Raw genomic sequence first — 25,369 nt, 5'->3', positions numbered from 1 at the left:
TATGGAATTTAATCGTGAACAAATTGAAAAGAATTTCCGCGAGCGTATCAAAGGATTGTCATCCGTATTTGGACCTAGCGGTTTTGAAGAGGAAGTCGCAGAACTTATCAAGCAAAACTTGGCTGATTCAGACTTCACACATTCTACAGATGTACTTGGCAATTTAATTTATCATCGCAAAGGAACTGGTGATAAGAAGATTCTGATTGCGGCACATATGGATGAAATTGGTTTGATTATTCGTCATATCGATAGTAAAGGATTTATTTGGGTAGATACACTTGGAGGTTTCGCTCCGCAACAGTTCTTTGGTAAGCGTGTCATCATCAAGACAGATGAAGGTAAGCATATCAATGGTATTATTAATTCACTTCATCCTGGAAGACCAGATCGTTGTACAACAATGCCATCATCTGTTCATGAATTCTTTATTGAAGTTGGTTGTGAATCTCGCCAAGAGGTATTAGACCTTGGTATTGAAGAGGGCAATGCGGTTTCTATCGATTATCCTGTTATTGAACTAGGTAAGTATAAGATAGGTGGTAAGGCACTAGATGATCGTGCACTTGTATTTATCTTGGAAGAAGTTGTACGTTTACTACAAGGTAGAGAAGATATTCCTGATTTATATGCAGTATTTACAACCCAAGAAGAAGTAGGTGCTCGTGGTGCTATTGTAGCCGCTACAAATATCAAGCCTGATATTGCGATTGCTTTAGATATGAGTTTAGCGACTGATATTCCAGGTGTTCCAGAATCTGAATATATTAACGTATTAGGTAAGGGAACATCCATCAAGGTAATGGATAAACTTTCTACTTGTATCGGTGGTTTGATTGCACATCCACAGCTTGTACGCGACTTAAAGAAGGTTGCGAAGGACAATCAGATTCCATACGCAATTGAAGCGTATGCAGCTGGTGCGACAGATGCTAGCTTTATGCAGACATTAAACGGTGGTATCATCGCTGGTGGTGTTCAGATTCCAATGCGTTATGTACATAGCTATGAAGTAGTCGATGTACGAGATGTCGTTGATACAGTTGAATTATTATATCGCTACATCCTTACGCAAGCATAGGAGGTAATTTACCTCCTTTTTTGATGATAACGATAGGAGAATTACATTGACTACGATATAATAAGCGATGTGAAAGAGGACGATTATGAAATGGTTAAAAGACTGTTTGAATAAGAGATTTTTCAATATTCCAGTATATGGATACATCGCTGGAATCGGTATGTTTATTTTGCAGAGATATATGTATCTATGGGCAAATGATATTAGTCTTGCCTTAGGGATAGGGTGGCATACAACCAAGATTGCATGGTTAGATGATTTGATTCCACTGTATCTTCCATTTATTACGGTGTATATCCTATCTTATCTATTCTGGATTTATGGTCCAATGGCTGTTGCGAAAGATGGTACGAAGGACCATTTCAAAGATTTCTTAGTTGGAATGTTTGTTGCATACTTGATTGGTGCGATTGTATTTACAGTCTATCCTACACGTATGGACCGTGTTGCAGAGAACCTTCTCAATGATAATCCTGGTGTGCTAAATCAAGCACTACAGTGGATTTACAATATGGATGGTGGTCGCTACGGTACAAACCTAGCGCCAAGTTACCATTGTTTGATTAGTACTTGTTGTTATATGGGTGTCGCAAAGCGTCCTGAGTACGCAAAGTCCTATCGTATCTTCTCTGCAGTATTCTGCGTATTAATTTTTGCAAGTACAGTTTTATGTAAACAACATTATTTCATTGATATTCCATCAGGAATTATCATTGGGTATATTGCAATGAAACTCGCAATGAAACATCACTGGGGAAAAGTTTTAACATTTTAAAGTAAAGAGGTATTCATGAGTATATTAAACGTTGAACATTTATCACATAGTTTTGGAGACCGTGTCATCTTTGATGACGTGTCTTTTCGTCTTCTAAAAGGTGAACATATTGGTTTGATTGGTGCAAATGGTGAAGGTAAATCAACGTTCATGAAAATTGTGACAGGGCAACTTATTCCGGAAGAAGGTAAAGTGGAATGGGCGAAACATGTCATTACAGGCTATATGGATCAGACAGCTATCTTAACAAAAGGTAGTACGATACGTATGGTCTTACAGACTGCATTCGATGAACTTTTCGAAATGGAAAGTCGTATGAACCAACTCTATATGGATATGGCAGATGATTCTATCAGTGAAGCACAGATGGATGAAATGATGAGTGAAGCAGGTTCGTTGGCTGATGTACTCAACGCGCATGATTTCTATATGATTGATGCAAAGATTGATGAAGTATCACGGGCATTAGGTCTATATGATTTAGGCTTGGATAGAGATGTTGTGGATTTATCAGGTGGACAACGTACAAAAGTCTTACTAGCCAAACTCTTATTACAAAAGCCAGACATCTTACTCTTAGATGAACCTACAAACTATCTCGATGTAGAACATATCACATGGCTACAGAAGTACTTACAAGAATATGAGAATGCGTTTATTTTAATATCACATGATATTCCATTCTTAAATAGTGTCGTCAATATTATCTATCACATGGATAATAGTACACTTACAAGATATGTAGGTGACTATGATAAGTTTATGGAAGTCTACGAAGTCCGCAAGGCACAAAAAGAAGCTGCCTATAATCGCCAACAAAAAGAAATTGCGGAGTTAAAGGACTTTGTGGCTAGAAACAAAGCACGAGTCTCTACACGTAATATGGCGATGTCTCGACAGAAGAAACTGGATAAGATGGAGATGATTGAAAAGACCATTGAAAAACCAAAGCCAGAATTCTCATTCCGTACAGCACGTACGCCAGGTCGCGTCATCTTTGAGACAAAACAACTCGTGATTGGTTATGATACACCACTTTCCAAACCGCTTGATTTCCTTGTGGAAAGAAAAGAGAAGGTGATTCTCAGTGGTGCCAATGGTATTGGTAAGACAACACTTCTAAAGAGTTTATTAGGTATTATTCCACCATTATCTGGTGAGATTGAAAAAGATCAATACTTAGAGATTGGATACTTTGAACAAGAAGTATTCGGTGATAATGATAAAACATGCTTGCAGGAAATTTGGGATACATTCCCAGCATGGACACAGTATGAGTGTCGTGCAGCACTTGCAAAGTGTGGTTTAACAACAAAGCATATTGAAAGTCGTATTCAAGTACTTTCCGGTGGTGAGCAGGCAAAGGTCAGACTTTGTAAGTTAATGAATCGTGATGCGAATATACTCGTATTAGACGAACCTACAAACCACTTGGATGCGGATGCGAAAGATTCATTAAAACAAGCATTATTAGATTATCAAGGAACTGTGCTAATGGTTTGCCATGAGCCAGATTTCTATGAAGGTTTAGCAACACGTGTTGTGGATTGTACTGAATGGACAACACGTATTATTTAAGGAGTTCTATGAAAAAATTAACGATAAAAGAATATTTATTACTTGGGTCAATGTTATTTGGAATGTTCTTTGGAGCAGGTAATTTGATTTTCCCAGTATATATGGGACAGTTATCTGGTGCCAATAGTATTCCTGCAATCATTGGTTTCTGTATGACAGGTGTAGGATTACCACTTTTAGGAATTGCGGCAATAGGTATTTCAAAGAGTGAAGGACTATTTGATGCCTCAAAGAAGGTAGCTACATGGTTTAGTTACTTCTTTACAGTTATCCTATATTTGAGTATTGGTCCATTATTTGCGATTCCAAGAACAGCGACAGTAAGTTTTACCACTGGTATTACACCATTTATTTCCGCTGATCAAACACAACTTGGATTATTTATCTATACATTAATCTTCTTTGCGCTGGTATTATTATTCTCTTTGCGTCCATCGAAGATTATGACTTGGATTGGAAAATATATTAATTCTATCTTCTTAGTATTATTATTCTGCTTATTAGTGATGGCAGTTATTAAACCGATTGGTTCTTTTGGTGAAGTGCAACCAACCGGTGGATATGTATCACAACCATTCTTTACTGGTCTTTTGGAAGGCTACAATACGATGGATGCCTTAGCATCTCTTGCCTTTGCGATTGTATTAATTAACGCAATCAAAGAGTTCCAAATTAAAGACGCAAAAGAAATCGCAAAGATTACACTTAAAAGCGGTGTGATAGCAGTTGCGCTAATGGCAGTAATCTATTTTGGATTAACAATCTTAGGTGCTCAATCTGTACTATTACAAGGTGCAAATGAAAATGGTGGTGTTGCCTTAGCAATCCTTGCAAAACATTATTATGGCGCTGTGGGTAATGTATTACTTGCAGGAATCATGATCTTTGCATGTTTAAAGACAGCGATTGGTCTAGTAACTTCTTGTGCTGAAACATTTGTTGAGGTATTCCCAAAGACGGTATCTTATCGCATTTATGCAATTGGGTTTACACTCGTTTCATTCCTTTTATCCAACTTTGGATTAGATCGTATTCTTAAGTATTCACTACCTGCATTACTATTCTTGTATCCAATTACAATCGTATTTGTATTATTGTTGTTGGTTGGTAGTTTTGTAGGAGAGAATAAGATTATCTATCAATCTACAATCATCGCAACGATTATTGGGGCATTTATGGATACGTTCTCTAAACCATCCTATACATTCTTGCATAGTGCATTTACGGATGGTCTTGTTAATCTATACCAGAAATTACCAATGTATGAGATTGGATTTGCGTGGGTAATCTTCACTGTAATTGGATTAATCATTGGTTTCGTATTATCGAAGATATTAAAAAAATAGCCGTAAGGCTATTTTTCATTACATGCATTCTGCTGGTAAACTTGGACTTCAGAAAAAGAAGGATCTAAAACAACTTTACAAATAATATAATCCTGTGATTTGAAGGTTACGACTGCTTCCGCAGTTTGTCCAATTTTGTCATAGAGTCTACCAGCACTCATGCATTCTCCAATCACAGTTCGAACGCTATTTGCGACATAACCGATCTTACCAAAAGGGATGTGATTTACCTGGATGGATTCGTTATCGTATTCGTTATTTGTATCTTTCTTGAGATAAAGAATATCTCCTTTCTCAACCATTTCTGTACCGTAGCGGAAGTGTGTTCCTGTAACTGTAATATAAGCTTCTTTCATGGATGAATCCCTCCTTGCTTGTCTATAAGTACTATATCGGGGAGGGTGTACATAAAATACGCCAGAATAAAAAATATTTGATTTTACTCAAATATTTTTTTCTTTATTCTTGATTGATTGCGACTGAGCTAAGAGGCTCTACTTTATGAATGATAATCTTAGGGTTCGCATCTTGAATCTTGGATAGTTCTTCATCGGCTGCGTTAATATCAGTAATCAAGTAATTTAACTTATTAACATTTGCAGATATATAGTTATGTGTCTGGCCAATCTTTGTATAGTCACATACGATAAAGATACTTCCAAGAGTATTTCTAACCATAGTTTCATTGATTGCAGTTTCGGAGAAGATTGCAGTTGTAATGCCACTGGTACTACTCATACCACTGCAACCTAAGAAACATTTATTTGCACGAATCTTATGTAAGTTGTTTAATGCAAAGTCACCGACCATCGCTTCCTTTGGATAGCGTAATTCTCCGCCGGTTAATACGATACTAATTAAAGGACTATGCTTTACTAAAACCATTTTTGCGTTATTTGTTATAATCGTACATCGTTTATTCATAATATACTGCGGGATGAGTAGGGCAGTAGAACTAGTATTCATAAATACTGTATCGCCATCTTCAATGTAACTAGCAGCTTTTTTTGCGATAGCGTGCTTGTAGCGCTCATTGGTAAAGTCACTGTTATCATGATTTACCATGTGCTGTACAATCTTTGCGCCTCCATGGTAGCGGATGATGGCACCACGGTCTTCCCAGTATTGTAAGTCACGGCGTATTGTAATCTCAGAAACGTTGAAGTCATTCATTAACTGCTTGACTGTAACGTTACCTAATTTTTGAATGATCATCATAATATCGTCACGACGCTGTTGAACAATCTTATAATCTACTTTCATATTCTGTTCTCCATCTTTAAAATGATTATAGCATTTAATGAATGAATAATCATATAAATTATTTATTTCTTTAAAATAGTATTATACAAATATATAAAAATGATTAAATCTAATAAATAAGTCGTAAAAATGGATAAATGAACATATAATTCTTTGATAATCAAAAAATGTGTTGGTATGATAAAACCATCACAAAGGAGGTTATCATGCCAAAAGTAAATGAAATTACAAGGGAATCTTGGATTTTAGGTGCTTTCCCAGAATGGGGAACATGGCTAAATGAAGAGATTGACAACACAGTTGTTGAACCTGGTACATTTTCAATGTGGTGGTTGGGATGTGTAGGTGTATGGTTTAAGACAGAAAACGATACAAACATTGCAATCGACTTATGGTTTGGTAATGGAAAGAGAACACAAAAAGTATCATCCATGGCCCCATACCATCAAATGAGAAATATGATGGGCGTTGAAAATCTACAACCTAATCTGCGTGCAGCACCAATTGTTTATGATCCATTTGGTGTAACAAAGTGTGATGCAGTATTAGCAACTCATTATCACAACGATCATATCGACCCATTCTTTGCGGCAGCTGTATTAAAGAACTGCGCCGATGATGTACCATTTATTGGACCATTAGAGTGTGTGAAAAAGTGGGTTGGCTGGGGTGTTCCAGAGGAACGTTGTAAAGTTGTTAAACCAGGGGATATCATTACAATCAAGGATACAAAGATTCATGTATTAGAGTCCTATGACCGCACATGTCTAGTCACAACAGAAGTTGGCGAAGACATCGCAGGAATTTGTCCTACAAACATGGATCAAAAAGCAGTCAACTACTTAATCGAGATGCCTGCAGGAACTGTATATCATACTGGTGATTCACACTATAGTATTTGTTACGCGGACATCGGTAAGAAGTACAATATTGATATTGCCTTTGGTGCGTATGGTGAAAACCCTGTAGGATGCCAAGATAAGATGACATCTGTTGATATGTGTAGAATGGGTGAAGCAACGAACGCAAAGGTAATTATTCCTTTACACCATGATGTATGGACAAATATGAAGGCAGATCCTGAAGAAATTATGTTAGTATATAATTTCAAGAAGGATACACTGAAGTATAAGTTCCATCCATTCATTTGGGATGTGGGTGGTAAGTATACATGGCCATTAGATAAGGACTTATTGAAGTTCCATTATCGCCGTGGATTCGAGGACTGCTTTACAAAGGAGCGTAATGTTCCATTCCCAAGTATTCTATAATTGGAGAAAATAAATGTTATTACAAGAAATACTAGATAATCATCTGACTAGCTACCATCAAGAATTTATAACTTGGCAAGATGCCATCAAAGGTTGTGGTGAAACGTTGATCGAACAAGGATTCATCGATAATCGTTATGTAGAAGCAATCATTAAATGTGTTACAGAATATGGACCATACATCGTGATTTGTCCTAATGTAGCAATGCCGCATTCTACGCTAGGTGCAGAGGGTGTATATAAAACTGGTATTGGCTTTATGAAGGTAGAGAAGCCAGTTGCGTTCGACGATAATGACAGAGAAAAAGACGCAAGACTATTCTTTACACTCGCTGCTGTGAATCATGATCAACATCTAAATAACATGATGCAGCTATCTGAACTATTAATGAACGAAGAAGTCGTAAATGACTTACTAGAAGTTCACAATGATGATGACTTAAGAAAGGTCATCGAAAAATACAAATAATATAATTAGGGGGAAATATGAGCATTTTATACGACATTTGGGTATGGTTCGCAAGTAATATCTTAACCAAACCAGCATACTTTATCGGTTTAATCGTTTTAATTGGTTACATTCTTCAGAAAAAGACATGGTACGATTCACTAGCAGGCTTTATTAAAGCAACAGTTGGTTTCTTAATCTTAAGCGTAGGTTCTGGTGGATTAGTAAGTAACTTCAGACCAATTCTTGTTGGATTAAAAGATCGCTTCAACTTAGATGCGATGGTTATCGATCCATACTTCGGACAAAATGCAGTGCAGTCAGCAATGGAAGGAATTGGACGTAGTTTTTCACAAGTAATGTTCCTATTGTTAATTGCATTTATCTTTAACTTAGTTCTTGTTAAGTTTAACAAGATTACAAAATTACGTGCAGTATTTACAACAGGCCATGTGCAAATGCAACAGGCCGCTACAGCATTCTGGTTAATTCTATTCTGCTTCCCACAGTTGGGTGATACACCAATGTTAATTGTTATGTCACTTATTCTTGGTTTATATTGGGCAGTTGGTTCTAACCTCACAGTTGAAATTTCTCAGGACTTAACAGATGGTGGTGGCTTCTGTGTAGCTCACCAACAGATGTTTGGTATTGCATTCTTCTCATACTTATCCAAGAAGTTATTTGGCAATAAGAAGAATTCTAAGAGAATTGAAGATATCCAATTACCTGGTTTCATGTCAATCTTCAATGAAAACATGGTTTCTACAGCTATCCTAATGATGATCTTCTTTGGAGCTATTATGGCTGTATTAGGTAAGGATTACTTTATTGAAACAAAGGTTCTTAAGGAAGGCGCAAGCTTCTTCATGTATGTAGTAGATACATCACTCAAGTTTGCTGTTTATCTTGCAATTTTACAACTTGGTGTACGTACATTCGTAACAGAATTAACAAACTCATTCCAAGGTATTTCCAATACATTCTTACCAGGTGCAGTTCCTGGTATCGACTGTGCAGCTACATATGGATTTGGTAGCCCTAATGCAGTAACAATCGGCTTCTTATTCGGTGCTTTGGGTCAGTTTATCGCTATCATCACATTACTACTATTGAAGTCTCCAACAATTGTTATTGCAGGTTTCGTTCCAGTGTTCTTCGATAACGCTACAATCGCTGTATACGCTAATAACAAGGGTGGCATAAAGGCTGCTATGTTATTCCCATTCATCTCAGGATTATGCCAAGTATTCGGTAGTGCATTCATCGCTAGTATGGTAGGACTTGCAGCTAACGGTGGTTACTTAGGTATGTGGGACTGGGCAGTTGTATGGCCAATCTTTACAGTAATCATGAAGTACGCAGGATTCATTGGTTTAGCAATCATTTTAGTAGTATTAATCTTGATTCCACAGTTACAATATCGTAGTCATCCAGATACATATTTCTTATGTGTAGAGGATTACGAAGCTTATAAAGAAAAAGTAAAGAAGGAGTGAACAACAAATGATTAAAGTTTTAGTCGCATGTGCAAACGGAGCCGGAACATCTTTGATGATGAAGATGAGAGTGGAAAAGGCATGTAAGGATTTAGGTGTAGAGGTATCTACAATTCATCACTGTTCTTTATCAGAAGGTAAGAGTGCGGCAACTCAATATGATGTTGTATTTTGCCCACTAAACTTTAAGAACATGTTTACAGATGCAGAGAAAAAAGGCGTTAAGATCTGCGGTATGAAGAACGTACTATCAGACAAAGAAGCGCAAGCACTTTTAAAAGAAGCAGGCTTTGCAGAATAACAACGAAAGCTACTGCTGAGCAGTAGCTTTTTAGAAAGGTTTACTGAATGAAAGTAAATAAGAAAGTATTGGGTACTTTGAATAAGTGTTATGCATTAGCACAAGTAGAATTCGATGGAAAGAATTATCTTGCATGTGCTGCTGAAAAAGAAGACCCATGTTACTTATATGATTATGAGGGAAACTTTGTAGAGAAGTTGTGGGATGGACCTGGTGGTGTGATGTCACTAGAACAGTATCCAAACCAGACATATCCAACACTCCTTGCGACTTGGAAGTTCTATTCTCCAAATAATGGGGCAGATTCTAAGATTGTATATTACCTCAGAAAAGATGGTGAGTGGCAGATTCATACACTATGCAAACTTCCATTCGTACATCGCTTTGGAGTGGTTGAAAGAAATCACCAGAAGTATCTTGTGGCGTGTACATTGAAGAGTGCACATGCATTCAAAGATGACTGGACATGTCCTGGAAGAGTGTGGGTTGCTAAGTTACCAGAAGATATCTCTATCTTTGATGAAGAACATCAGTTGGAACTAACACCGTTAATCAGTGGTCTGACTCAAAATCATGGCTTCTTTAAGACAGAAGAAGAGGATTATCAGATTGCCGTAGTCGGCACAAAGAACGGTATCTTTAAGGTCGTTCCACCAGCAGATGAAAATGGTGAATGGACATACGAACAACTTACAACGGATCCTGCTTCCGATATGTTGTATCTAGACTTTGATCAGGATGGACAAAAGGAACTAATGACTTTCGCACCATTCCATGGTGATACATTAGCTGTCTATAAACTGGTAAATGGATCTTACCAAAAGGTTTGGGAAGATGAAAGAAAGATGCCATTCCTGCATGCTATCTATCCACTAGAGATGAATGGCAAGGTATATGGTATCTATGGTTATCGTAAGAATGAACTAGAATTAAATCTTTTATCTTACGATGCGAATACGAATACATATGTCAGTGAAAACTTAGATCGTAATGCAGGTCCTACAAATGCGTTAGCGTTTAAAGATGGAGACGTGCAGAAGATCTTCGTATCAAATCGCGAAACAGATGAGATTGCACTGTACACGATTGAGGAATAACTATGTTAGAAGAATTAAAACAAAAAGTATATGAGGCAAATATGATGTTGCCTAGAAATGGACTTGTAGTCTTTACTTGGGGTAATGTTTCCGGTATCGACCGTGAAAAGGGTTTCATGGTTATTAAACCATCTGGGGTTGAATATGATGAACTAAAACCAGAGGATATGGTCGTCGTAGATGTAAAAACAGGAGAAAAGGTAGAAGGTAAATACAAGCCATCTTCCGATACAGATACACATCTAGTGTTGTATCGTAACTTCCCTCATATCGGTGGTATCGTACATACCCATAGTAAGTGGGCAGTTAGCTTTGCCCAAGCTGGGGTAGGTGTTCAACCGATGGGAACGACACATGGAGACTACTTCTATGGTGAGATACCATGTACAAGAAAGATGAGCGAAGAAGAAATCGCTGGCCAGTATGAACTAGAAACAGGAAATGTCATCGTTGAAACATTCAAGGATAAAGAACCAGATGATGTTCCTGCAGTACTCGTACATAGTCATGGACCATTTACTTGGGGTAGTGATCCATTCAATGCAGTACATAATGCAGTTGTATTAGAAGAAATCTGCTTTATGAATTTCCATGCACACATGTTAAACCCACAAAAGGGAAATATGCAGCAGGAACTCTTGGATAAACATTACCTACGTAAACATGGAAAGAATGCATACTATGGACAATAAGGCGTACCGTTTGGGCATGTATGAAAAGTCCATGCCAAAAGAATTATCTTGGCAAGAGAAGCTAACCATCTGTAAAGAATCTGGCTTTGATTGGCTAGAGATTTCTATCGATGAAACGGATGATAAACTAGCACGATTAGATTGGAGTCAAGAAGAGCGAGACGCTATTAAACAAGCAATCGTAAAGACGGGTGTTCCTATTCATACGATGTGTTTAAGTGGACATCGCAAATACCCACTCGGAGATCTAGACGCAAAGATTGAAGAAAGAAGTCTAGAAATCATGGAGAAGGCTATATATCTTGCACAAGATTTAGGCATTCGTATCATCCAATTAGCTGGATACGATGTTTATTACAAGGAAGGTAGTGCAGAAACCAAGAAACAGTTTATCAAGAATCTTCATATCGCTACCAAGATGGCAGCCAAGTATGGTATCGTCATGGGCTTTGAAACAATGGAAATACCATTTATGGATACAGTTGAAAAAGCGATGGAGTATGTAAATATCATAGATAGTCCATACCTGCAAATCTATCCAGATATTGGAAACCTAACAAATGCTGAGAAGATATATGGAGTTTCAGTCATCGATGATATTCAAAAAGGCAAGGGCCATATCGTAGCAGCTCACCTAAAAGAAACAGTACCTGGTAAATATCGAGAGATACCATTTGGAACAGGACATACTGAGTTTGTACAAGACATCAGATGTCTAAAGGATATGGGTGTATGTATGTTCACTGGTGAATTCTGGTATACAGGTCAAGAGAACTGGAAAGATATCTGCAAACATGCAGGAAGTTTCTTAAGAGAAAAATTAGATCAAGTATTTGAATAAGGAGCGTAAAAAACGCTCCTTTTAAAATGAAAAGGTGATACATATCACCTTGAATAATCACTTATAATACGTATTCTATTTATTATCTAAAATAGCAATAATACCTTCATTGACTGTATTTACATGAGTTGGAAATAACTTGTAAATAGAAGGAACTGCGGTTTTCATTGAGATAGGGTGACCACATGCTTGTAAGATTTGTTTGTCATTATCATTATCACCAAACATTACAGTATTCTCTGCAGAGATGTTTAAATGTGCAAGTAGCTTCAGGAACCCTGTACTCTTATTTACACCCTTTGGGGTACAATCTAACCAACATTTACCACCAATCTGTACAGTAATATCCTTATCAAACATATCTGCATAATACTGATAGTGTTTGTTTGCACCATCTTTAAAATAAGCAGATATTTTTGTATATGGTTCAGGAATATTGAGTAAATCATCAACAATAGTTACATGGTTTTGGACAGTGTTTGTTAAATGCTCATAATAACTTTGATTCTTTGGAGTGATATAGCATGTCTTTTCACCAGAAACTAGTACTTCCGCATCCGAATCATTTTGTATAGTTGTAATAAGTTTTCTTGCGAGTTCGCCATCCATCACTTCTTTTGATATACATTCACCTTTATAAAAGGATATACAGCCATTTAAGCAAAGATATGCAATATCATCTGCTACAGGAGAGAATAAATTGCGTAAATTTGTATATTCTCTACCAGAAGCTGCCATAAAGAGAATACCTTTTTGTTGAAGCTTGTGTATGAGGTTAAAAATCTCAGGATCTATGGCCTGTGAGCCATTTAATAGAAGCGTTCCGTCAATATCACTAGCAATTAATTGAATATTTTTCATAACTATATACTACAATACTTTGAATCTTATGTATGAAATTTGTTGTCATGAAATGGTATTGCTTTTATGAGCTTATAAGAACATAATGAAATTAGTAATACATTAAGAGAATCATTCTCATGCATCATAATAATATTTCACCATAATGCATGTTCAATAATTTATCCAAAATAGAAAGGAGATGAAATGACATGAAGGGGGATAATATTTTATTGACTAGAATTGATAATCGTCTTGTACATGGACAAGTAGGAGTTACTTGGACACAAACATTAAATGCAAACCTAATTGTAGTTGCAGATGATGTGGTTGCAGAAGATGAATTACAGAAATCATTGATGACAGTAACTGCGAAATCAAGTAATGTTGGAATTCGCTTTTTCACTATCCAAAAAACTGCTGATGTGATTGATAAAGCATCTCCTGATCAACATATTTTCTTAGTTGTTCGCAATCCTCAAAGTGCGCGTGCTTTGGTAGAAAAAGGTGTACATCTAAAAGATTTAAATGTCGGTAATATGCACTTTGCACCAGGCAAGAGAGAACTTTCTAAGAAAGTATATGTTGATGATACAGACATGGATGATTTGAAATTTATAGTCTCAACAGGAACGAATGTATTCATACAGGATGTTCCAGGAACACAAAAAGAAATGATTAAATAATAGAGGAAATCAATATGGAAATTACATTTATACAGGGATTGTTATTATCAATCGCTGCAATGATCTTTGGCATCGATTTCTGGTTGGAATCATTCTTTATCTTCCGACCACTAATCGTTTCTACAATTACAGGTATGATTCTGGGAGATGTAAAGTTAGGTTTAACAACAGGTGCATTAACTGAACTAGCGTTTGCTGGGTTAACACCTGCAGGCGGAACACAGCCACCAAACCCAATTCTAGCAGGTGTAATGTGTACAGTCATTGCCTATACAACAAATGTTGATGGGCAAGCTGCACTTGGACTTTGCTTACCATTCTCATTCTTAATGCAGTACGTTGTACTATTCTGCTATTCTTCTTTCTCATTCTTTATGGGAGTATGTGATAAGGCAGCAGAAAATGGTGATACAAAGAAGATTGCACAAATGAACCTTCTGATGACTGGTATCGTAGCATTACTCTATGGTCTAGTGGTATTTGCATGTACATTCTTAGCACAGGATGCGATGAATGCATTAGTAAATCACATGCCTGAATTCTTAACGCATGGCTTAACTGTTGCAGGTGGTATTTTACCAGCAATTGGTTTTGGTATGTTACTAAACGTTATGATGAAGCCAAAGTATATTCCGTACTTCATTGCAGGCTTCTTAGCAGTATGCTTTATTGACATGAAGAATTTACTTCCAGTCGCATTAATGGGTACAGCATTTGCGCTATTTGATTTCTTCAATGCAAAGCAACGTCAAGAAGAGATTAAAGAAGCAGTTAAGAATTTGAAGGTAGATGGAGGTGACGAGCATGTCGGAATCTAAACGTGTACTAACAAAGAAGGATATTACGAATCTTGCGATTCGCTCATCATTATTACAAGCTGGTTTCAGTTATGAAAGAATGCAGGCTGCAGGTTGGTTATATTCACAACTTCCGGCATTAGAAAAAATTTATAAGGACGATAAAGCCGGTTTATCTGCTGCGATGGTAGATAATATGGAATTTATCAATACACATCCAAACCTTGTTGGATTTTTAATGGGATTATTAATCTCATTAGAAGAACAACATGAAGATCGTAATACAATCAAGGGTTTAAAACTTGCATTATTTGGTCCTATCGCTGGTATTGGTGATGCGATTTTCTGGTTTACACTATTACCAATTATCGCTGGTATCTCTTGTTCCTTTGCTTCACAAGGATTAATCTTAGGTCCAATTATCTTCTTTGCATGTTATCTCATTATCTGGTTACTACGCATTGTTTGGACACATATGGGATATAACCTAGGTATTAAGTCATTTGAAAAGTTACAGGAGAATTCATCGATTATTGCTAACTCTGCAACAATCTTAGGTATTACTGTTGTTGGTGCATTAATTGCTAGTTATGTAAATATTGAATTATTACCTGTTATTACAGTAAGTGGAGATATTTCAGTAGGAGTACAAGAAGCTTTCTTTGATACAATCTTCCCTAAACTACTACCAATGGGATATACATTACTCATGCTTTACTTCTTAAAGAAGAAGCAGGTATCACCAGTAGTATTGATTGTGGCAACAATCGCCATTTCAATTATCTGTTCCGCAATTGGTCTTCTATAATAATAAGCCGAAACAGTATATATGAACTGTTTCGGTTTTTCTTTGTGTTATTTAATAGGTTTAATTATATGATATAAATAGGTTGAGGTTTCTATATGACATGTAATTGGAAAGACAGTAGTAAACAAATGCAAGTATATCATGATACAGAATGGGGTGTTCCTACGCACGATGATCAAAAACTATTTGAGTATCTTGTATTGGAATCTATGCAAGCTGGATTAAGTTGGGAATTAATTATTCAAAAAAGAGAAACAATACGAAAGTGCTTTTGTGATTTTAATGTAGAAAAAGTAGCCTCCTTAAATACTAAAGCGATTGATCATATCATGAGTACAGACAATATGATTAAATCCTTACGCAAAGTTAATGCTATGATTTCAAATGCGAATGCATTCATGAATGTTCAACAAGAATTTGGCAGTTTTGATAAATACCTTTGGTCTTATAGTAACTATAAGACAATATGCTATAGAGGGCATGAAAAGGGTATTGATGTATCTAAGAATACTTTGTCTGAACTAATCAGTAAAGATTTAAAAAAACGAGGATTTAAGTACGTAGGACCTGTCATTATATATTCCTATTTACAAGCTTGTGGCATGATTAATGACCATGATGAAAAATGCCTATGCTATCAGAATATTAAGAAATTATATCCATGTGTAACCATGGATGATAAAGACATTTAAACAGCATTTTAGAGTTTATGTAAAATACAGCAGAGTAGTTTATCTGCTGTATTTTTTAAGTGTTAGTTTTAGTTGTTTTTTCATCGCTTCGCGCAAGTCGTCTGGTTCAATGATTTCAATAGCTTCCATAAATTGTTGAGCAAGGAATAATACACCTTGTTTATTTACAAGAACACTAGCGATAAATGATTCCTCATCTCGTTTTAAAATCTTCATCTCTGTACCGAAGATATCAATCATCTGATCCATGATACGATTCTCGCATCGTAAACGAACATGAATTTGCTCGCTAGAATACATAAAGAGTTTATTCTTAGCGTAGTGGTATGCATCCTGCTCGCTTTCCTTCATGAATGGATTTACTTTTTCTGTCGTAATTGAAAGCTTACAGATTTTATCAATACGATAATGGGCGAAGCCAGGATGTGTTTTGCTGGTTGTGATGAGATATGGTCTACTATCTTGGTAAACAATAAAGCGTGGCTCTACAGTATACAGTGTTTCGCGTTTTGGTACTAGCTTCTTATTAGAATCATAATGCATGTATACAAATTGAATTACCTTTTTCTTTTGAATGGCTTCAGAAAGTTTAGCGATATTATCAAATAAAAGATCATTTGATGTTTTTTGCATATTAGGCATGTATACTGCATCATGGTAATCTTTTTGATCATACTTATTGAGTGTTTTTAATAGACTTGCAATCAATGCATTACTTTGCTTGCTAGAAATAAAATGAGAGGCGTGAATCGCATTACATAATAGTAAGACTTCACCTTTACTAAACTGTCGTTTCTCAAGATAATATCCTTTTCCATTATCTGCAAACTTATTAATGGTATAACCAGCTTGCTCTAAGATTTCGATGTTTGAGTAGAGAGTGCGACGTTCAATACTAATACCTGAACGTCTTTCGATATGATCAATGAGTTCGTTTGTTGAAAGAATATGAGATTCATCGGATAGTTCTTCGAGAATTTGTAGCACAATAAATGGTAAAAACTTCTTTTCTGCCATAATATTTCTCCTGTTTTTTAAATTTTAGCATATCTGGCATATTTTTTGTACACTGTCAAATTTAATCTATAGACATAGACAGGAGGCGGATTATATCAGAGGATATAATCCAAAAAGAAGATGAAGAAAATCATAAAATTCTTTTTAGTAGTATTTGTATTATTTGGTATCACAAAAGTCTTTGGTAAGCATGATGATCAAAAGCAAACCGAAGAGACAACAACCGTTACAACTACAGCAGAAACAACTTCTACAACAACTCCAGAACCACAACAAGAAACAAAAGAAGAAACTAGCACTAAGGAAGAAACAAAAGAAGAAAAAGTATCAGAAGCACGCGCAAAGTACCAACAGATTGTATTAGGAGATCCTATGTATGATGGAGAAGGTGGAACATCTTTTGAAGATGTTAAAGCGATTCTTGGAGAACCAGATTCCGTTAGCCAAAATAGCTATGGTGATTCACAATCTCTATTTGCGACATGGCATGATTCCTCTTTGAAAGGGATGGCTAGCTTTACAGTATCCTTTACGAATAATTTAGCAACTAGTAAAGGATATTCCGGATTTAGTTTTGTAAATCATAATGAGAAAGTTACGTTAGATGAGTTTAATGCGATTGTTACAGATGGTTCATTCTCTTATGATCAAGCAATCGCACAGTTTGGTCAACCGGATAGTGAATCCGAATCACTTTTCTATGGTTCATACTCAAATCTTGTGTCTTGGTATAATGCAAACGGTAGCTTTGGAGCTAACTTTGATATTACGTTTAAAGATGGTTACGCAACTGGAAAAGGTTAGTACGGAATGAAATAGTGTTTACTCCATATCCTAAATTGATATGGAGTTTTTCTTTCTAGGCAGTTTTTTTGTACCACTACTTATCTATACTAGGATCATCAATGGAAGGAATAGAAATATGAAAGAAAATGATTTTATAACGATTACAAATATCAAAGAGTATATCGAGATAGGGATGATAAAAATAGGTGAGGTGCTTCACTTAAAAAAAGAACCAGATAATGCATACGATATGGAATCAATTATGGTAGAAAACAAGAATGAAATTCCAATTGGACATGTCGCAAATTCAGTAAGTAGTGTCGCGAAGGGTACACATTCAGCTGGGTATATATATCAAAGTTTTAAGGATTCAATACTTTGTACAGTCAAATTTATTTATCGTGATATGATCATTGCACAGCTGCAAACATCACAAGAAGAGACAAAAAACATGCAAGATTAGCCGCATGTTTTTTTACATTCTACATATTTTATCTAATGATAAGGAATACATACTTGCATGTTTAATATTCATGTTGGTAATATAGTAGTTACAAGAGTTGTGTATTGATGGGGGAGTGAGATATTAGTCTCATCCGGAGGATATATGAATCATAAAATATGGAGCGTACTAGCTGCTGGTGCGTTCATACTAAGTGGTTGTGCCGCTTATTTAAAGCCGGCTGTAAAACCTGGTGTTAAAAACGCAAAAGTAATGGATGGAACATATGAAGGTAATGCACCAGCGTATGCAGTTGATGGTGAAATGAAACTGAGCATTACATTTAAAGATAATAAGATTGTATCTATTGAAACCATGAATGCAGGAAGCACTGCAAGTATCTATAAGGCAATTGAAGAAAAACTATTTCCACGTATTATTGATAGTCAGTCTATTCATGTTGATAATATTACAGGTGCTACGGAATCCAGTATTGCCGTAAAATATATCCTTCAAAACATCATCAACGAAAATGGTGGTAATGCAGATGAGTGGAGGATTGAGATTCCTAAGTCAACGGACGTTGTGAAGAAAGAAGGCTATGATGTCATCGTTATTGGTCTAGGTACATCTGGTATTACATCATATCTAAGTGCTGCTAGTAATGGAGCTACTGTATTTGGTATGGACTCAGCTGCTAAGATCGGTGGTAATGGTGCCATGGCAGCAGGTGCGATGGCTGTAAATCCTACAAGACAAGTTGCACTAAATGACGGAAATCCGTTTGTAAACGAAGAGGAATTAATACAGGACTGGTTGGCCTATACAGAAGGTGATGCGAAGGAAGAAATGATTCGCAAGTTTGTTCAGGAGTCAGGAAAAACATTTGATTGGCTAGAGTCGAATTTTGATTTTCACTTTGGTGAAAAGATGTTTGGTTTCTACCATACAAAGTTATGGCCACTATGGACGACCTATGCAGACAAATCTGGAACAGATAAAGATACTGCATATATAAATTCAATGAATCAAGCAACTGCTTTAAATGAAAAGAATGAGTATATGACAGAGCTAACAGCACAAGAGTTATTAAAAGATACCGATGGCAAAGTCATTGGTGTAAAAGCTGTTTCTTATGATGGCACAACATATGAGATCTATGGAAAATTAGTTATCCTAGCAACTGGTGGATTTATCGGAAATGAAGAGATGTGTCAAAAGTATACAGGAAGTGTATGGCATACTTATGGCATGACCCAGTGTAATGGTGCTGGTATTCAAATGGCGCAAACAGTAGGTGCTACATTAATAAATCCTGATGTAGGAGTTTCAACACATATCGCTCAGGTTTCAAATATGATTCGCGCTGATGATGTTAGTGCAGATGAAAAAGCAATTCTTACATCATTACTACTTGATACTAGTGCTGTTATGGTAGATTCATCTGGAAATCCATTTAATGAAAAAGTAGGAAAGAATCTTGCCTTTAATGCATGGTTAGCCGGGAAGGAATTTTATACTATCTACAGTGCAGAAGAAATCACCAAGATGAAGACGAGTGGAATGTCTACATTCAATAAACCAACATTCTTATCACAAGGTGGTAATTATGAACCAAATACACCAATTCCTAATATTGAAAGTATATTGGCAATCGGAGAAAAATATGACAATGTGATTACCGCTGAGTCAATTTCTGAACTGGGTGATAAATTAGGTATCAAGCTAGCGATATCTGATGTACATGGCAAAACAGATGGAAAATTCTATGCGATTAAAGGTGCTGCATACGTATATTCCACAAGTGGTGGTTTAGATGTGGATACAAACTTCAATGTACTAACAGCAGAGCATAAACCAATTCCAAATGTATACGCGGTTGGGAATGATTCTATGGGTGTATTATTCGCGTCTGGGAAAGCATATGTCACCTATGGTGGTGCAGCACAGGGTTATGCATTAACCTCTGGACGTTTAGCAGGATATTACGCTGCACAAAATACCAAATAAACCAAAGAGCTCTCGAGCTCTTTTTCTATGCTAAGATAGAAGTAATAAAGGGGCTTTTCTATGACACAATGCGATATCAAAGCAATTTTCTTCGATGTAGATGGTACATTAATTTCACATCGCAAACATGCAGTACCAACTTCTACAATTCATGCAATTTCACGTTTGCGTAAACAGGGGATACTGACATTTGTAGCTACTGGTAGACATCCCATTGAATTAAGAAAATTACTACCAGATAACCTAGAGTTTGATGCATATCTTTGTTTAAATGGTATGTATTGTTTTAATAAAAATGAAGTCATTAGTACAAAACCAATTCCTAAAGAGGATATGAAAGGACTACTACAATCATTAGATCAAACACCTTTTCCATGTACATTTATTACACAGGATGAAATGTATATGAATTACGCAAATGATTTAGTTGCACAAGTACAGCGTGATATTAGTTCTGATGTTTCTGAGACAAAAGATGTTTCAAATGTATTACAAGAAGATATCCTTCAAGTAATTCCATATGGATTAGATGAGATGCAGATTAGTGAAGTGCTGAAATATATGCCACACTGCAAAGCAACCTCATGGCACGACCATGCTAGAGATATCATCGTCAAAGAGGGTGGCAAAGATATTGGTATCAAAGAGATATTGCAGTACTACAATTTAGAGCTATCAGAGATTATGGCTTTTGGCGATGGAGACAATGATGTAAAAATGCTAGAGATAGCAGGAGTTTCTGTTGCGATGGGAAATGGAAACGAAAATGTAAAAGCTGTTGTGGATTATATAACTGCTGATATTGATGATGATGGAATTGAAAAAGCTCTTTACCATTATGGTATCTTTCATGAAACACTCATAAATTAGCAATGAATTCTAATTTATAATGAATATGGAAAGAAGGTATGGTATGAAAGAAATTAATTATACAGACCTAGTATTTAATCCAACAAATATGCTCGCAAACGAGTGGATGATAGTATGTGCTGGTAATCAAGATACTGGATACAATGGTATGACAGTTTCTTGGGGACATTTTGGTTCAATATGGGGATACGAGGGAAAACATAATCTACCAACGATACTTGTATATGTTCGTCCATCTCGCTATACACTTAACTTTATGGAGAAAGAAGAATACTTTACAGTCAATCTTTTACCACAATCTCAAAAGAGAGCTTTGGCAATATTTGGATCTAAATCAGGTCGTGATATTGATAAATTTAAAGAAGCAAATTTAACACCAGGATTTACGGACAATACAACTTATATCAAAGAGTCTAAGTATGCATTTGTATGCAAGAAGTTATATACAGGTGATTTAAAAGAAGAAGGATTCAATGTTCCTGCAATTGTAGAAGATTGTTATCCGAATAAAGATTTCCATCGTTTCTTCGTTGGTGAAATTGTAAAGGTATTACAGTCTGAAGATGGTGAGTAATGAGACTAGTAATATATAGCCTATCAGTTGTATTAGTGATTGTTGTTAGTGTCTGGTTAGTTTATTATGCAAGACATAAACATGATCCAATGGGCAATCGCCTTGATGCGGAAAAGACGTATATGCTTGTGGGTTGTGGCATTGGCAGTGTGATTGGTATTATTTGTGGTATCTATATCATTAATTCGGTTACTTTAGGTATTGGACTAGGAATGTTAATAGGTATGATGATAGGTATTACAGTACCAAAAATAAAGAAGAAGGAGAGAACATGGCAGCAGAAATAAAAAAGGAAGTTTCATTTGATGTATTTGGACAATTGGATTTTCGTGCAGGTACAATCTTAAAAGTGGAAGATGTAGAAAAATCTACAAAGCTAACGAAGTTAACAGTTGATCTTGGCGAGGAAGAACCTCGTACAATCGTATGTAGTCTTCGTGAAGTACGTGAAGACTACAAGACAGTTGAAGGAAAGCAGGCACTATTCCTAGTGAATCTTGCACCAAGAAAAATCATGGGAATGGAATCCCATGGTATGTTAGTGACACTTGGTTACGATGATGGTATTGCGGATACATTATTGTTCCCAGAACATCCATTACCAAATGGCACAAGAGCATCTTAAACAAATAGATAGTGAATACCGGTGTATACCTGATATGCATCGGTATTTTTATGAAGAAAAAGTAGAGATAATCGCTTTAGTTGTATTCAAATGAGGCTATGATATAATTTGCTTGTTAGTATAGACTAACTTATATAATCTATTTGTATGTAATTTGCATGTTTTAAAATGTGAAAAGTATGCTGTGAACACATTAGTGGTATGTTTATAACATTCGCGTTACAATTGGAAAATAGTGAAGAGAATCAATTTAAATGATTCTACTTACATAAGCAAGATTACACAGATAGTGTGATTGATATTTATTGGCATAGGGAGAGAATATGAAAAATATCGCAAAGAAATTATTTGCTACTGTCTTATCTGTAGCACTTTTGGCAGGATGTGCGCCAACAACAAAGAAAGAGTCCTCAGCACCAGTTGAAACTCCAAAGGTGGTTGAACCAGTTGATGTAAATGTAGCGGCTTTAAAGGGTCCTACATCTATGGGTATGGTTCAAATGATGAAGGAAAGTGATGAAGGTAAGATTACTTCAAACAATTATAAGTTTGAAATCTTATCTGCAGTTGATGAAGTAACTCCAAAGATTGTAAAGGGAGAAGTGGATATTGCGGCTGTTCCAGCAAATCTTTCTTCCGTACTTTATAACAAGATGGAAAAGAACTTACAGGTATTAGCGATTAATACATTAGGTGTTCTATATATCTGCGAAACAGGGGATTCTATCCATTCAGTAGCAGACTTAAAGGGTAAGACAATTTACGCTAGTGGTAAGGGTGCAACTCCAGAGTATGTACTCAACTACATTTTAGAAAAGAACGGCCTTCAGGTTGGTACAGATGTTACGATTGAGTGGAAGAGTGAGCATGCAGAATGTGTTCAGGCTTTAGCACAAGATCCTAATGCTATCGCAATGTTACCACAGCCATTTGTAACTGCTGCTGCAGCTAAGAATGATAAGATTCACTCGGCATTAGACTTAACAAAAGAATGGGACGCAATTCAAGCAAACGAAAAGAATAAGAGTTCATTAATTACAGGTGTTGTAGTGGCTCGCAAGGATTTCGTAGAAGCACACCCAGAAGCTGTCATGGACTTCTTAGAGAAGTATAAAGCATCTATTAAGTATGTGAATGAAAATAACGATGAAGCAGCGACAATGATTGAATCCTATGATATCATTGCGGCAGCAGTCGCTAAAAAAGCATTACCATTCTGCAACATTACATATATCGATGGTAAGGATATGAAAGAAAAACTATCAGGTTACCTCAATGTATTAAATGAGCAGAATCCTAAGTCTGTCGGTGGCAGCTTACCGGAAGATGATTTCTATTATGGAGCTAACTAAATCAAAGATTAAAATTTGGACAATACTGTTTTGGCTACTCGTATGGCAAGCCGTCAGTATGATATTAAATCAGGAGATACTACTGGTATCTCCTTTTACCGTTGTTCTTCGCTTGATAGAATTACTAAAGACAATAGACTTCTATCAATCGATACTACGTTCTTTATTGAATATTAGTTTTGGTTTTCTCATTGCGATGGTCGTAGGAATTTTAATGGCTGTATTTGCCGCAAAGCATAACTGGTTTAAACAGTTACTAGCACCACTTATCTTTACTGTTAAATCTATTCCTGTCGCTTCGTTTATTATACTTGTGCTGATTTGGGTGCGCTCTGCACAATTATCTATTGTGATTTCCTTCTTGATGGTCTTTCCAATTTTCTATGAGAATGTACGAAAGGGTATTGAGATGTGTGATCAACAATTATTAGAGATGGCTGATGTATTTGAACTATCTACTTTTACTCGTATTCGTTATATTTATACATCTAGCGTTCTGCCATACTTCCAGAGTGCGTGTTCACTAGCTTTAGGTCTTGCATGGAAATCGGGAATTGCGGCAGAAGTCATTGGCCTACCAAAGTTTTCGATTGGAGAACATCTGCAACAAGCGAAAGTATATTTTGATACAGCTGATTTATTCGCGTGGACACTAGTGATTATTCTCTTAAGTACTGTATTAGAAAAAATAGTGATGGCTTTGATACGTATGATTATCAAGTATATAGAAACGGAGTGTCTATAATGGATACAATTCAATTACATGATATTTCTAAAACATTTGATCAACATCCAGTTTTTGTAAGTTGGAATCATAACTTTGCAACTGGTATGGTACATGTACTTAAAGGTCAATCTGGTTGTGGTAAGACAACGTTGTTGAGAATGTTGATGGGCTTGGAAACACCTGATTCTGGCACAATAACTCCACTACAAAATTATCGTAAAGCAGCTGTATTTCAAGAAGATAGACTCTGTGAAAACTTAAGTGCCATGCAAAATGTTTTGATGGTCGTTCATAATCAATCTAAGAATGATTTATTAAATCAGTTAAAAGAAGATTTTAAGCAAGTTGGTTTAGATGACATGTACCAAAAGGTATCTACATTATCTGGTGGTATGAAACGCAGAGTCGCAATTCTACGTGCAATGTACGCAAATGCAGATATCTTATTCTTTGATGAACCTCTCAAAGGATTAGATGATACTACAAAAGAAAAAGTCATGCTGTTCATCAAAGAACGAATCAAAAATAAGACAGTCTTTTGGGTAACGCATGACGCAGATGAATATACTGTTTTTGATAAATATCAGCTACATGAATTATAATGAATGTAGCTTTTTATATAAGGACTAAAAACATGTTTAATCAGAAACCGATTTATATAAAGGTATACGCAAATGATTGTAAAGATGCACTACTATTTCAAAGTAGAGATATATCTATAAAACCAAACGATATTGTAATGATTCCTTTGCATGGAAATGAAGTGCCTGCAATGGTTGTACAAGTTTCTCGTAAGATAAAGAAAACAAATATTAATCCAGAGTTTATCTTACGTAAAGCAGGTTTCTTTGAAAAAAATAAATTATCCAAGGATGTTTACAATCGCGTGAAGAACGACGAACTTGCTTGGATTGATGAGATTGAACATTGGGATGCGATGGAATAGGGATG

30 protein-coding genes are annotated in these 25,369 nt (G+C 36.1%); 26 read left to right on the top strand and 4 right to left on the bottom strand.

Translation table 11 applies throughout. From position 1 onward, the window contains the following. Position 1 precedes the first annotated feature (1 nt). The 4 genes from RYK16_RS06080 to brnQ all read left to right on the top strand — a co-directional run bounded on the left by RYK16_RS06080 (position 2) and on the right by brnQ (position 4,780). The gene (locus tag RYK16_RS06080; protein ID WP_314851382.1) at positions 2 to 1,081 is read left to right on the top strand and encodes a hypothetical protein; all 1,080 of its coding nucleotides are present in this window, start codon (positions 2 to 4) and stop codon (positions 1,079 to 1,081) included. 85 nt (positions 1,082 to 1,166) lie between these two features. Then, complete coding sequence (locus RYK16_RS06075; RefSeq protein ID WP_314851381.1) at positions 1,167 to 1,856, top strand: phosphatase PAP2 family protein; 690 nt, start codon at positions 1,167 to 1,169, stop codon at positions 1,854 to 1,856. Between the two features lie 15 nt (positions 1,857 to 1,871). Further along, positions 1,872 to 3,434: a ribosomal protection-like ABC-F family protein gene (gene abc-f, locus RYK16_RS06070; RefSeq protein WP_314851380.1), complete on the top strand. Its 1,563-nt coding sequence runs from the start codon at positions 1,872 to 1,874 to the stop codon at positions 3,432 to 3,434. Positions 3,435 to 3,442: 8 nt separating this feature from the next. Then, positions 3,443 to 4,780 (top strand): branched-chain amino acid transport system II carrier protein, encoded by a 1,338-nt coding sequence (gene brnQ / locus RYK16_RS06065; RefSeq protein ID WP_314851379.1) that lies wholly within the window; start codon positions 3,443 to 3,445, stop codon positions 4,778 to 4,780. A gap of 8 nt (positions 4,781 to 4,788) precedes the next feature. Here brnQ and RYK16_RS06060 read toward each other — a convergent pair whose 3' ends face one another. Both RYK16_RS06060 and RYK16_RS06055 read right to left on the bottom strand, forming a co-directional pair. Then, complete coding sequence (locus RYK16_RS06060) at positions 4,789 to 5,136, bottom strand: HIRAN domain-containing protein (RefSeq protein ID WP_314851378.1); 348 nt, start codon at positions 5,134 to 5,136, stop codon at positions 4,789 to 4,791. A 103-nt stretch (positions 5,137 to 5,239) separates the two neighbouring features. After that, positions 5,240 to 6,043: a DeoR/GlpR family DNA-binding transcription regulator gene (locus RYK16_RS06055; protein WP_314851377.1), complete on the bottom strand. Its 804-nt coding sequence runs from the start codon at positions 6,041 to 6,043 to the stop codon at positions 5,240 to 5,242. Positions 6,044 to 6,249: 206 nt separating this feature from the next. On the opposite strand from RYK16_RS06055, the gene ulaG reads away from it, so the two are divergent. The 7 genes from ulaG to RYK16_RS06020 are packed head-to-tail and all read left to right on the top strand — an operon-like array spanning position 6,250 to position 12,192. After that, positions 6,250 to 7,314, top strand: a complete 1,065-nt coding sequence (gene ulaG / locus RYK16_RS06050) for an L-ascorbate 6-phosphate lactonase (RefSeq protein ID WP_314851376.1) — start codon at positions 6,250 to 6,252, stop codon at positions 7,312 to 7,314. Between the two features lie 13 nt (positions 7,315 to 7,327). Next, positions 7,328 to 7,783, top strand: a complete 456-nt coding sequence (locus tag RYK16_RS06045; protein WP_314851375.1) for a PTS sugar transporter subunit IIA — start codon at positions 7,328 to 7,330, stop codon at positions 7,781 to 7,783. Positions 7,784 to 7,800: 17 nt separating this feature from the next. Beyond that, positions 7,801 to 9,261, top strand: coding sequence for a PTS ascorbate transporter subunit IIC (locus RYK16_RS06040; RefSeq protein WP_314851374.1), 1,461 nt, complete (start codon positions 7,801 to 7,803; stop codon positions 9,259 to 9,261). A gap of 7 nt (positions 9,262 to 9,268) precedes the next feature. After that, positions 9,269 to 9,562: a PTS sugar transporter subunit IIB gene (locus RYK16_RS06035; protein WP_006525163.1), complete on the top strand. Its 294-nt coding sequence runs from the start codon at positions 9,269 to 9,271 to the stop codon at positions 9,560 to 9,562. Positions 9,563 to 9,609: 47 nt separating this feature from the next. Continuing rightward, positions 9,610 to 10,659: a hypothetical protein gene (locus RYK16_RS06030; RefSeq protein WP_314851373.1), complete on the top strand. Its 1,050-nt coding sequence runs from the start codon at positions 9,610 to 9,612 to the stop codon at positions 10,657 to 10,659. Positions 10,660 to 10,661: 2 nt separating this feature from the next. Continuing rightward, a complete protein-coding gene (gene araD, locus RYK16_RS06025) occupies positions 10,662 to 11,351 on the top strand; it encodes an L-ribulose-5-phosphate 4-epimerase (RefSeq protein ID WP_314851372.1) in 690 nt (229 codons plus the stop codon). Continuing rightward, positions 11,341 to 12,192 (top strand): L-ribulose-5-phosphate 3-epimerase, encoded by an 852-nt coding sequence (locus RYK16_RS06020; RefSeq protein WP_314851371.1) that lies wholly within the window; start codon positions 11,341 to 11,343, stop codon positions 12,190 to 12,192. The genes araD and RYK16_RS06020 overlap by 11 nt, the downstream gene beginning before the upstream one ends. Before the next feature lie 75 nt (positions 12,193 to 12,267). Here RYK16_RS06020 and RYK16_RS06015 read toward each other — a convergent pair whose 3' ends face one another. Continuing rightward, positions 12,268 to 13,053 (bottom strand): HAD family hydrolase, encoded by a 786-nt coding sequence (locus RYK16_RS06015; protein WP_314851370.1) that lies wholly within the window; start codon positions 13,051 to 13,053, stop codon positions 12,268 to 12,270. A gap of 191 nt (positions 13,054 to 13,244) precedes the next feature. Between RYK16_RS06015 and agaB the strand changes: the two genes are divergently transcribed. From agaB to RYK16_RS05995, 4 genes are all read left to right on the top strand, one after another. Beyond that, entirely contained in the window at positions 13,245 to 13,718 is a 474-nt protein-coding gene (gene agaB, locus RYK16_RS06010) for a PTS galactosamine transporter subunit IIB (protein ID WP_294020211.1), read from the top strand. A gap of 14 nt (positions 13,719 to 13,732) precedes the next feature. Further along, positions 13,733 to 14,536 (top strand): PTS galactosamine transporter subunit IIC, encoded by an 804-nt coding sequence (gene agaC, locus RYK16_RS06005; protein ID WP_314851368.1) that lies wholly within the window; start codon positions 13,733 to 13,735, stop codon positions 14,534 to 14,536. Next, on the top strand, positions 14,523 to 15,323 hold the full coding sequence (gene agaD / locus RYK16_RS06000; RefSeq protein WP_314110333.1) for a PTS galactosamine transporter subunit IID: 801 nt from the start codon (positions 14,523 to 14,525) through the stop codon (positions 15,321 to 15,323). Before agaC ends, agaD begins: the two co-directional genes overlap by 14 nt. Positions 15,324 to 15,418: 95 nt before the next feature. Next, positions 15,419 to 16,015 (top strand): DNA-3-methyladenine glycosylase I, encoded by a 597-nt coding sequence (locus RYK16_RS05995; protein ID WP_314851367.1) that lies wholly within the window; start codon positions 15,419 to 15,421, stop codon positions 16,013 to 16,015. Between the two features lie 39 nt (positions 16,016 to 16,054). Here the strand turns inward: RYK16_RS05995 and RYK16_RS05990 are convergent, their stop codons facing one another. Beyond that, complete coding sequence (locus RYK16_RS05990; RefSeq protein WP_314851366.1) at positions 16,055 to 17,032, bottom strand: WYL domain-containing transcriptional regulator; 978 nt, start codon at positions 17,030 to 17,032, stop codon at positions 16,055 to 16,057. A gap of 120 nt (positions 17,033 to 17,152) precedes the next feature. Here RYK16_RS05990 and RYK16_RS05985 point away from each other — a divergent pair, with 120 nt between their 5' ends. The 11 genes from RYK16_RS05985 to RYK16_RS05935 all read left to right on the top strand — a co-directional run bounded on the left by RYK16_RS05985 (position 17,153) and on the right by RYK16_RS05935 (position 25,364). Continuing rightward, on the top strand, positions 17,153 to 17,836 hold the full coding sequence (locus RYK16_RS05985) for a DUF3862 domain-containing protein (protein WP_314851365.1): 684 nt from the start codon (positions 17,153 to 17,155) through the stop codon (positions 17,834 to 17,836). Between the two features lie 118 nt (positions 17,837 to 17,954). Further along, positions 17,955 to 18,281, top strand: a complete 327-nt coding sequence (locus tag RYK16_RS05980; RefSeq protein ID WP_314851364.1) for an HIRAN domain-containing protein — start codon at positions 17,955 to 17,957, stop codon at positions 18,279 to 18,281. 144 nt (positions 18,282 to 18,425) lie between these two features. Continuing rightward, complete coding sequence (locus tag RYK16_RS05975; RefSeq protein ID WP_314851362.1) at positions 18,426 to 20,270, top strand: FAD-binding protein; 1,845 nt, start codon at positions 18,426 to 18,428, stop codon at positions 20,268 to 20,270. Between the two features lie 60 nt (positions 20,271 to 20,330). After that, positions 20,331 to 21,140: a Cof-type HAD-IIB family hydrolase gene (locus tag RYK16_RS05970; protein WP_314851361.1), complete on the top strand. Its 810-nt coding sequence runs from the start codon at positions 20,331 to 20,333 to the stop codon at positions 21,138 to 21,140. Positions 21,141 to 21,183: 43 nt separating this feature from the next. Further along, positions 21,184 to 21,714: a flavin reductase family protein gene (locus RYK16_RS05965; protein ID WP_314851360.1), complete on the top strand. Its 531-nt coding sequence runs from the start codon at positions 21,184 to 21,186 to the stop codon at positions 21,712 to 21,714. After that, entirely contained in the window at positions 21,714 to 22,001 is a 288-nt protein-coding gene (locus tag RYK16_RS05960) for a hypothetical protein (protein WP_314851359.1), read from the top strand. The genes RYK16_RS05965 and RYK16_RS05960 overlap by 1 nt, the downstream gene beginning before the upstream one ends. Then, the gene (locus RYK16_RS05955; protein WP_314851358.1) at positions 21,986 to 22,339 is read left to right on the top strand and encodes a tRNA-binding protein; all 354 of its coding nucleotides are present in this window, start codon (positions 21,986 to 21,988) and stop codon (positions 22,337 to 22,339) included. Before RYK16_RS05960 ends, RYK16_RS05955 begins: the two co-directional genes overlap by 16 nt. Positions 22,340 to 22,662: 323 nt before the next feature. Beyond that, positions 22,663 to 23,691, top strand: a complete 1,029-nt coding sequence (locus RYK16_RS05950) for an MqnA/MqnD/SBP family protein (protein WP_314851357.1) — start codon at positions 22,663 to 22,665, stop codon at positions 23,689 to 23,691. Continuing rightward, positions 23,678 to 24,436 carry an ABC transporter permease subunit gene (locus tag RYK16_RS05945; protein WP_314851356.1) on the top strand — a complete coding sequence of 253 codons (759 nt, stop codon included), beginning with the start codon at positions 23,678 to 23,680 and terminating at the stop codon, positions 24,434 to 24,436. Before RYK16_RS05950 ends, RYK16_RS05945 begins: the two co-directional genes overlap by 14 nt. After that, complete coding sequence (locus RYK16_RS05940) at positions 24,436 to 25,020, top strand: ATP-binding cassette domain-containing protein (RefSeq protein WP_314851354.1); 585 nt, start codon at positions 24,436 to 24,438, stop codon at positions 25,018 to 25,020. The genes RYK16_RS05945 and RYK16_RS05940 overlap by 1 nt, the downstream gene beginning before the upstream one ends. 32 nt (positions 25,021 to 25,052) lie before the next feature. Beyond that, positions 25,053 to 25,364 carry a hypothetical protein gene (locus tag RYK16_RS05935; RefSeq protein ID WP_314851353.1) on the top strand — a complete coding sequence of 104 codons (312 nt, stop codon included), beginning with the start codon at positions 25,053 to 25,055 and terminating at the stop codon, positions 25,362 to 25,364. Positions 25,365 to 25,369: the final 5 nt, after the last annotated feature.

The sequence above is a fragment of the uncultured Solobacterium sp. genome (assembly GCF_963550625.1).
Classification (GTDB): domain Bacteria; phylum Bacillota_I; class Bacilli_A; order Erysipelotrichales; family Erysipelotrichaceae; genus Bulleidia.
Note: the sequence above shows the minus strand (reverse complement) of the source record. Positions and strands in the feature narration are given on the sequence as shown.

Coding starts and splice junctions, on each gene's coding strand:
- brnQ (WP_314851379.1), top strand. CDS start 3,443: ATGAAAAAATTAACGATAAAAGAATATTTATTACTTGGGTCAATGTTA.
- RYK16_RS06040 (WP_314851374.1), top strand. CDS start 7,801: ATGAGCATTTTATACGACATTTGGGTATGGTTCGCAAGTAATATCTTA.
- agaB (WP_294020211.1), top strand. CDS start 13,245: ATGAAGGGGGATAATATTTTATTGACTAGAATTGATAATCGTCTTGTA.
- RYK16_RS06075 (WP_314851381.1), top strand. CDS start 1,167: ATGAAATGGTTAAAAGACTGTTTGAATAAGAGATTTTTCAATATTCCA.
- abc-f (WP_314851380.1), top strand. CDS start 1,872: ATGAGTATATTAAACGTTGAACATTTATCACATAGTTTTGGAGACCGT.
- ulaG (WP_314851376.1), top strand. CDS start 6,250: ATGCCAAAAGTAAATGAAATTACAAGGGAATCTTGGATTTTAGGTGCT.
- RYK16_RS05945 (WP_314851356.1), top strand. CDS start 23,678: ATGGAGCTAACTAAATCAAAGATTAAAATTTGGACAATACTGTTTTGG.
- RYK16_RS06055 (WP_314851377.1), bottom strand. CDS start 6,043: ATGAAAGTAGATTATAAGATTGTTCAACAGCGTCGTGACGATATTATG.
- RYK16_RS05965 (WP_314851360.1), top strand. CDS start 21,184: ATGAAAGAAATTAATTATACAGACCTAGTATTTAATCCAACAAATATG.
- RYK16_RS05990 (WP_314851366.1), bottom strand. CDS start 17,032: ATGGCAGAAAAGAAGTTTTTACCATTTATTGTGCTACAAATTCTCGAA.
- RYK16_RS06035 (WP_006525163.1), top strand. CDS start 9,269: ATGATTAAAGTTTTAGTCGCATGTGCAAACGGAGCCGGAACATCTTTG.
- RYK16_RS05940 (WP_314851354.1), top strand. CDS start 24,436: ATGGATACAATTCAATTACATGATATTTCTAAAACATTTGATCAACAT.
- RYK16_RS05950 (WP_314851357.1), top strand. CDS start 22,663: ATGAAAAATATCGCAAAGAAATTATTTGCTACTGTCTTATCTGTAGCA.
- araD (WP_314851372.1), top strand. CDS start 10,662: ATGTTAGAAGAATTAAAACAAAAAGTATATGAGGCAAATATGATGTTG.
- RYK16_RS06060 (WP_314851378.1), bottom strand. CDS start 5,136: ATGAAAGAAGCTTATATTACAGTTACAGGAACACACTTCCGCTACGGT.
- RYK16_RS06020 (WP_314851371.1), top strand. CDS start 11,341: ATGGACAATAAGGCGTACCGTTTGGGCATGTATGAAAAGTCCATGCCA.
- RYK16_RS06080 (WP_314851382.1), top strand. CDS start 2: ATGGAATTTAATCGTGAACAAATTGAAAAGAATTTCCGCGAGCGTATC.
- agaC (WP_314851368.1), top strand. CDS start 13,733: ATGGAAATTACATTTATACAGGGATTGTTATTATCAATCGCTGCAATG.
- RYK16_RS05960 (WP_314851359.1), top strand. CDS start 21,714: ATGAGACTAGTAATATATAGCCTATCAGTTGTATTAGTGATTGTTGTT.
- agaD (WP_314110333.1), top strand. CDS start 14,523: ATGTCGGAATCTAAACGTGTACTAACAAAGAAGGATATTACGAATCTT.
- RYK16_RS05980 (WP_314851364.1), top strand. CDS start 17,955: ATGAAAGAAAATGATTTTATAACGATTACAAATATCAAAGAGTATATC.
- RYK16_RS05970 (WP_314851361.1), top strand. CDS start 20,331: ATGACACAATGCGATATCAAAGCAATTTTCTTCGATGTAGATGGTACA.
- RYK16_RS06015 (WP_314851370.1), bottom strand. CDS start 13,053: ATGAAAAATATTCAATTAATTGCTAGTGATATTGACGGAACGCTTCTA.
- RYK16_RS05985 (WP_314851365.1), top strand. CDS start 17,153: ATGAAGAAAATCATAAAATTCTTTTTAGTAGTATTTGTATTATTTGGT.
- RYK16_RS06045 (WP_314851375.1), top strand. CDS start 7,328: ATGTTATTACAAGAAATACTAGATAATCATCTGACTAGCTACCATCAA.
- RYK16_RS06030 (WP_314851373.1), top strand. CDS start 9,610: ATGAAAGTAAATAAGAAAGTATTGGGTACTTTGAATAAGTGTTATGCA.
- RYK16_RS05935 (WP_314851353.1), top strand. CDS start 25,053: ATGTTTAATCAGAAACCGATTTATATAAAGGTATACGCAAATGATTGT.
- RYK16_RS05995 (WP_314851367.1), top strand. CDS start 15,419: ATGACATGTAATTGGAAAGACAGTAGTAAACAAATGCAAGTATATCAT.
- RYK16_RS05955 (WP_314851358.1), top strand. CDS start 21,986: ATGGCAGCAGAAATAAAAAAGGAAGTTTCATTTGATGTATTTGGACAA.
- RYK16_RS05975 (WP_314851362.1), top strand. CDS start 18,426: ATGAATCATAAAATATGGAGCGTACTAGCTGCTGGTGCGTTCATACTA.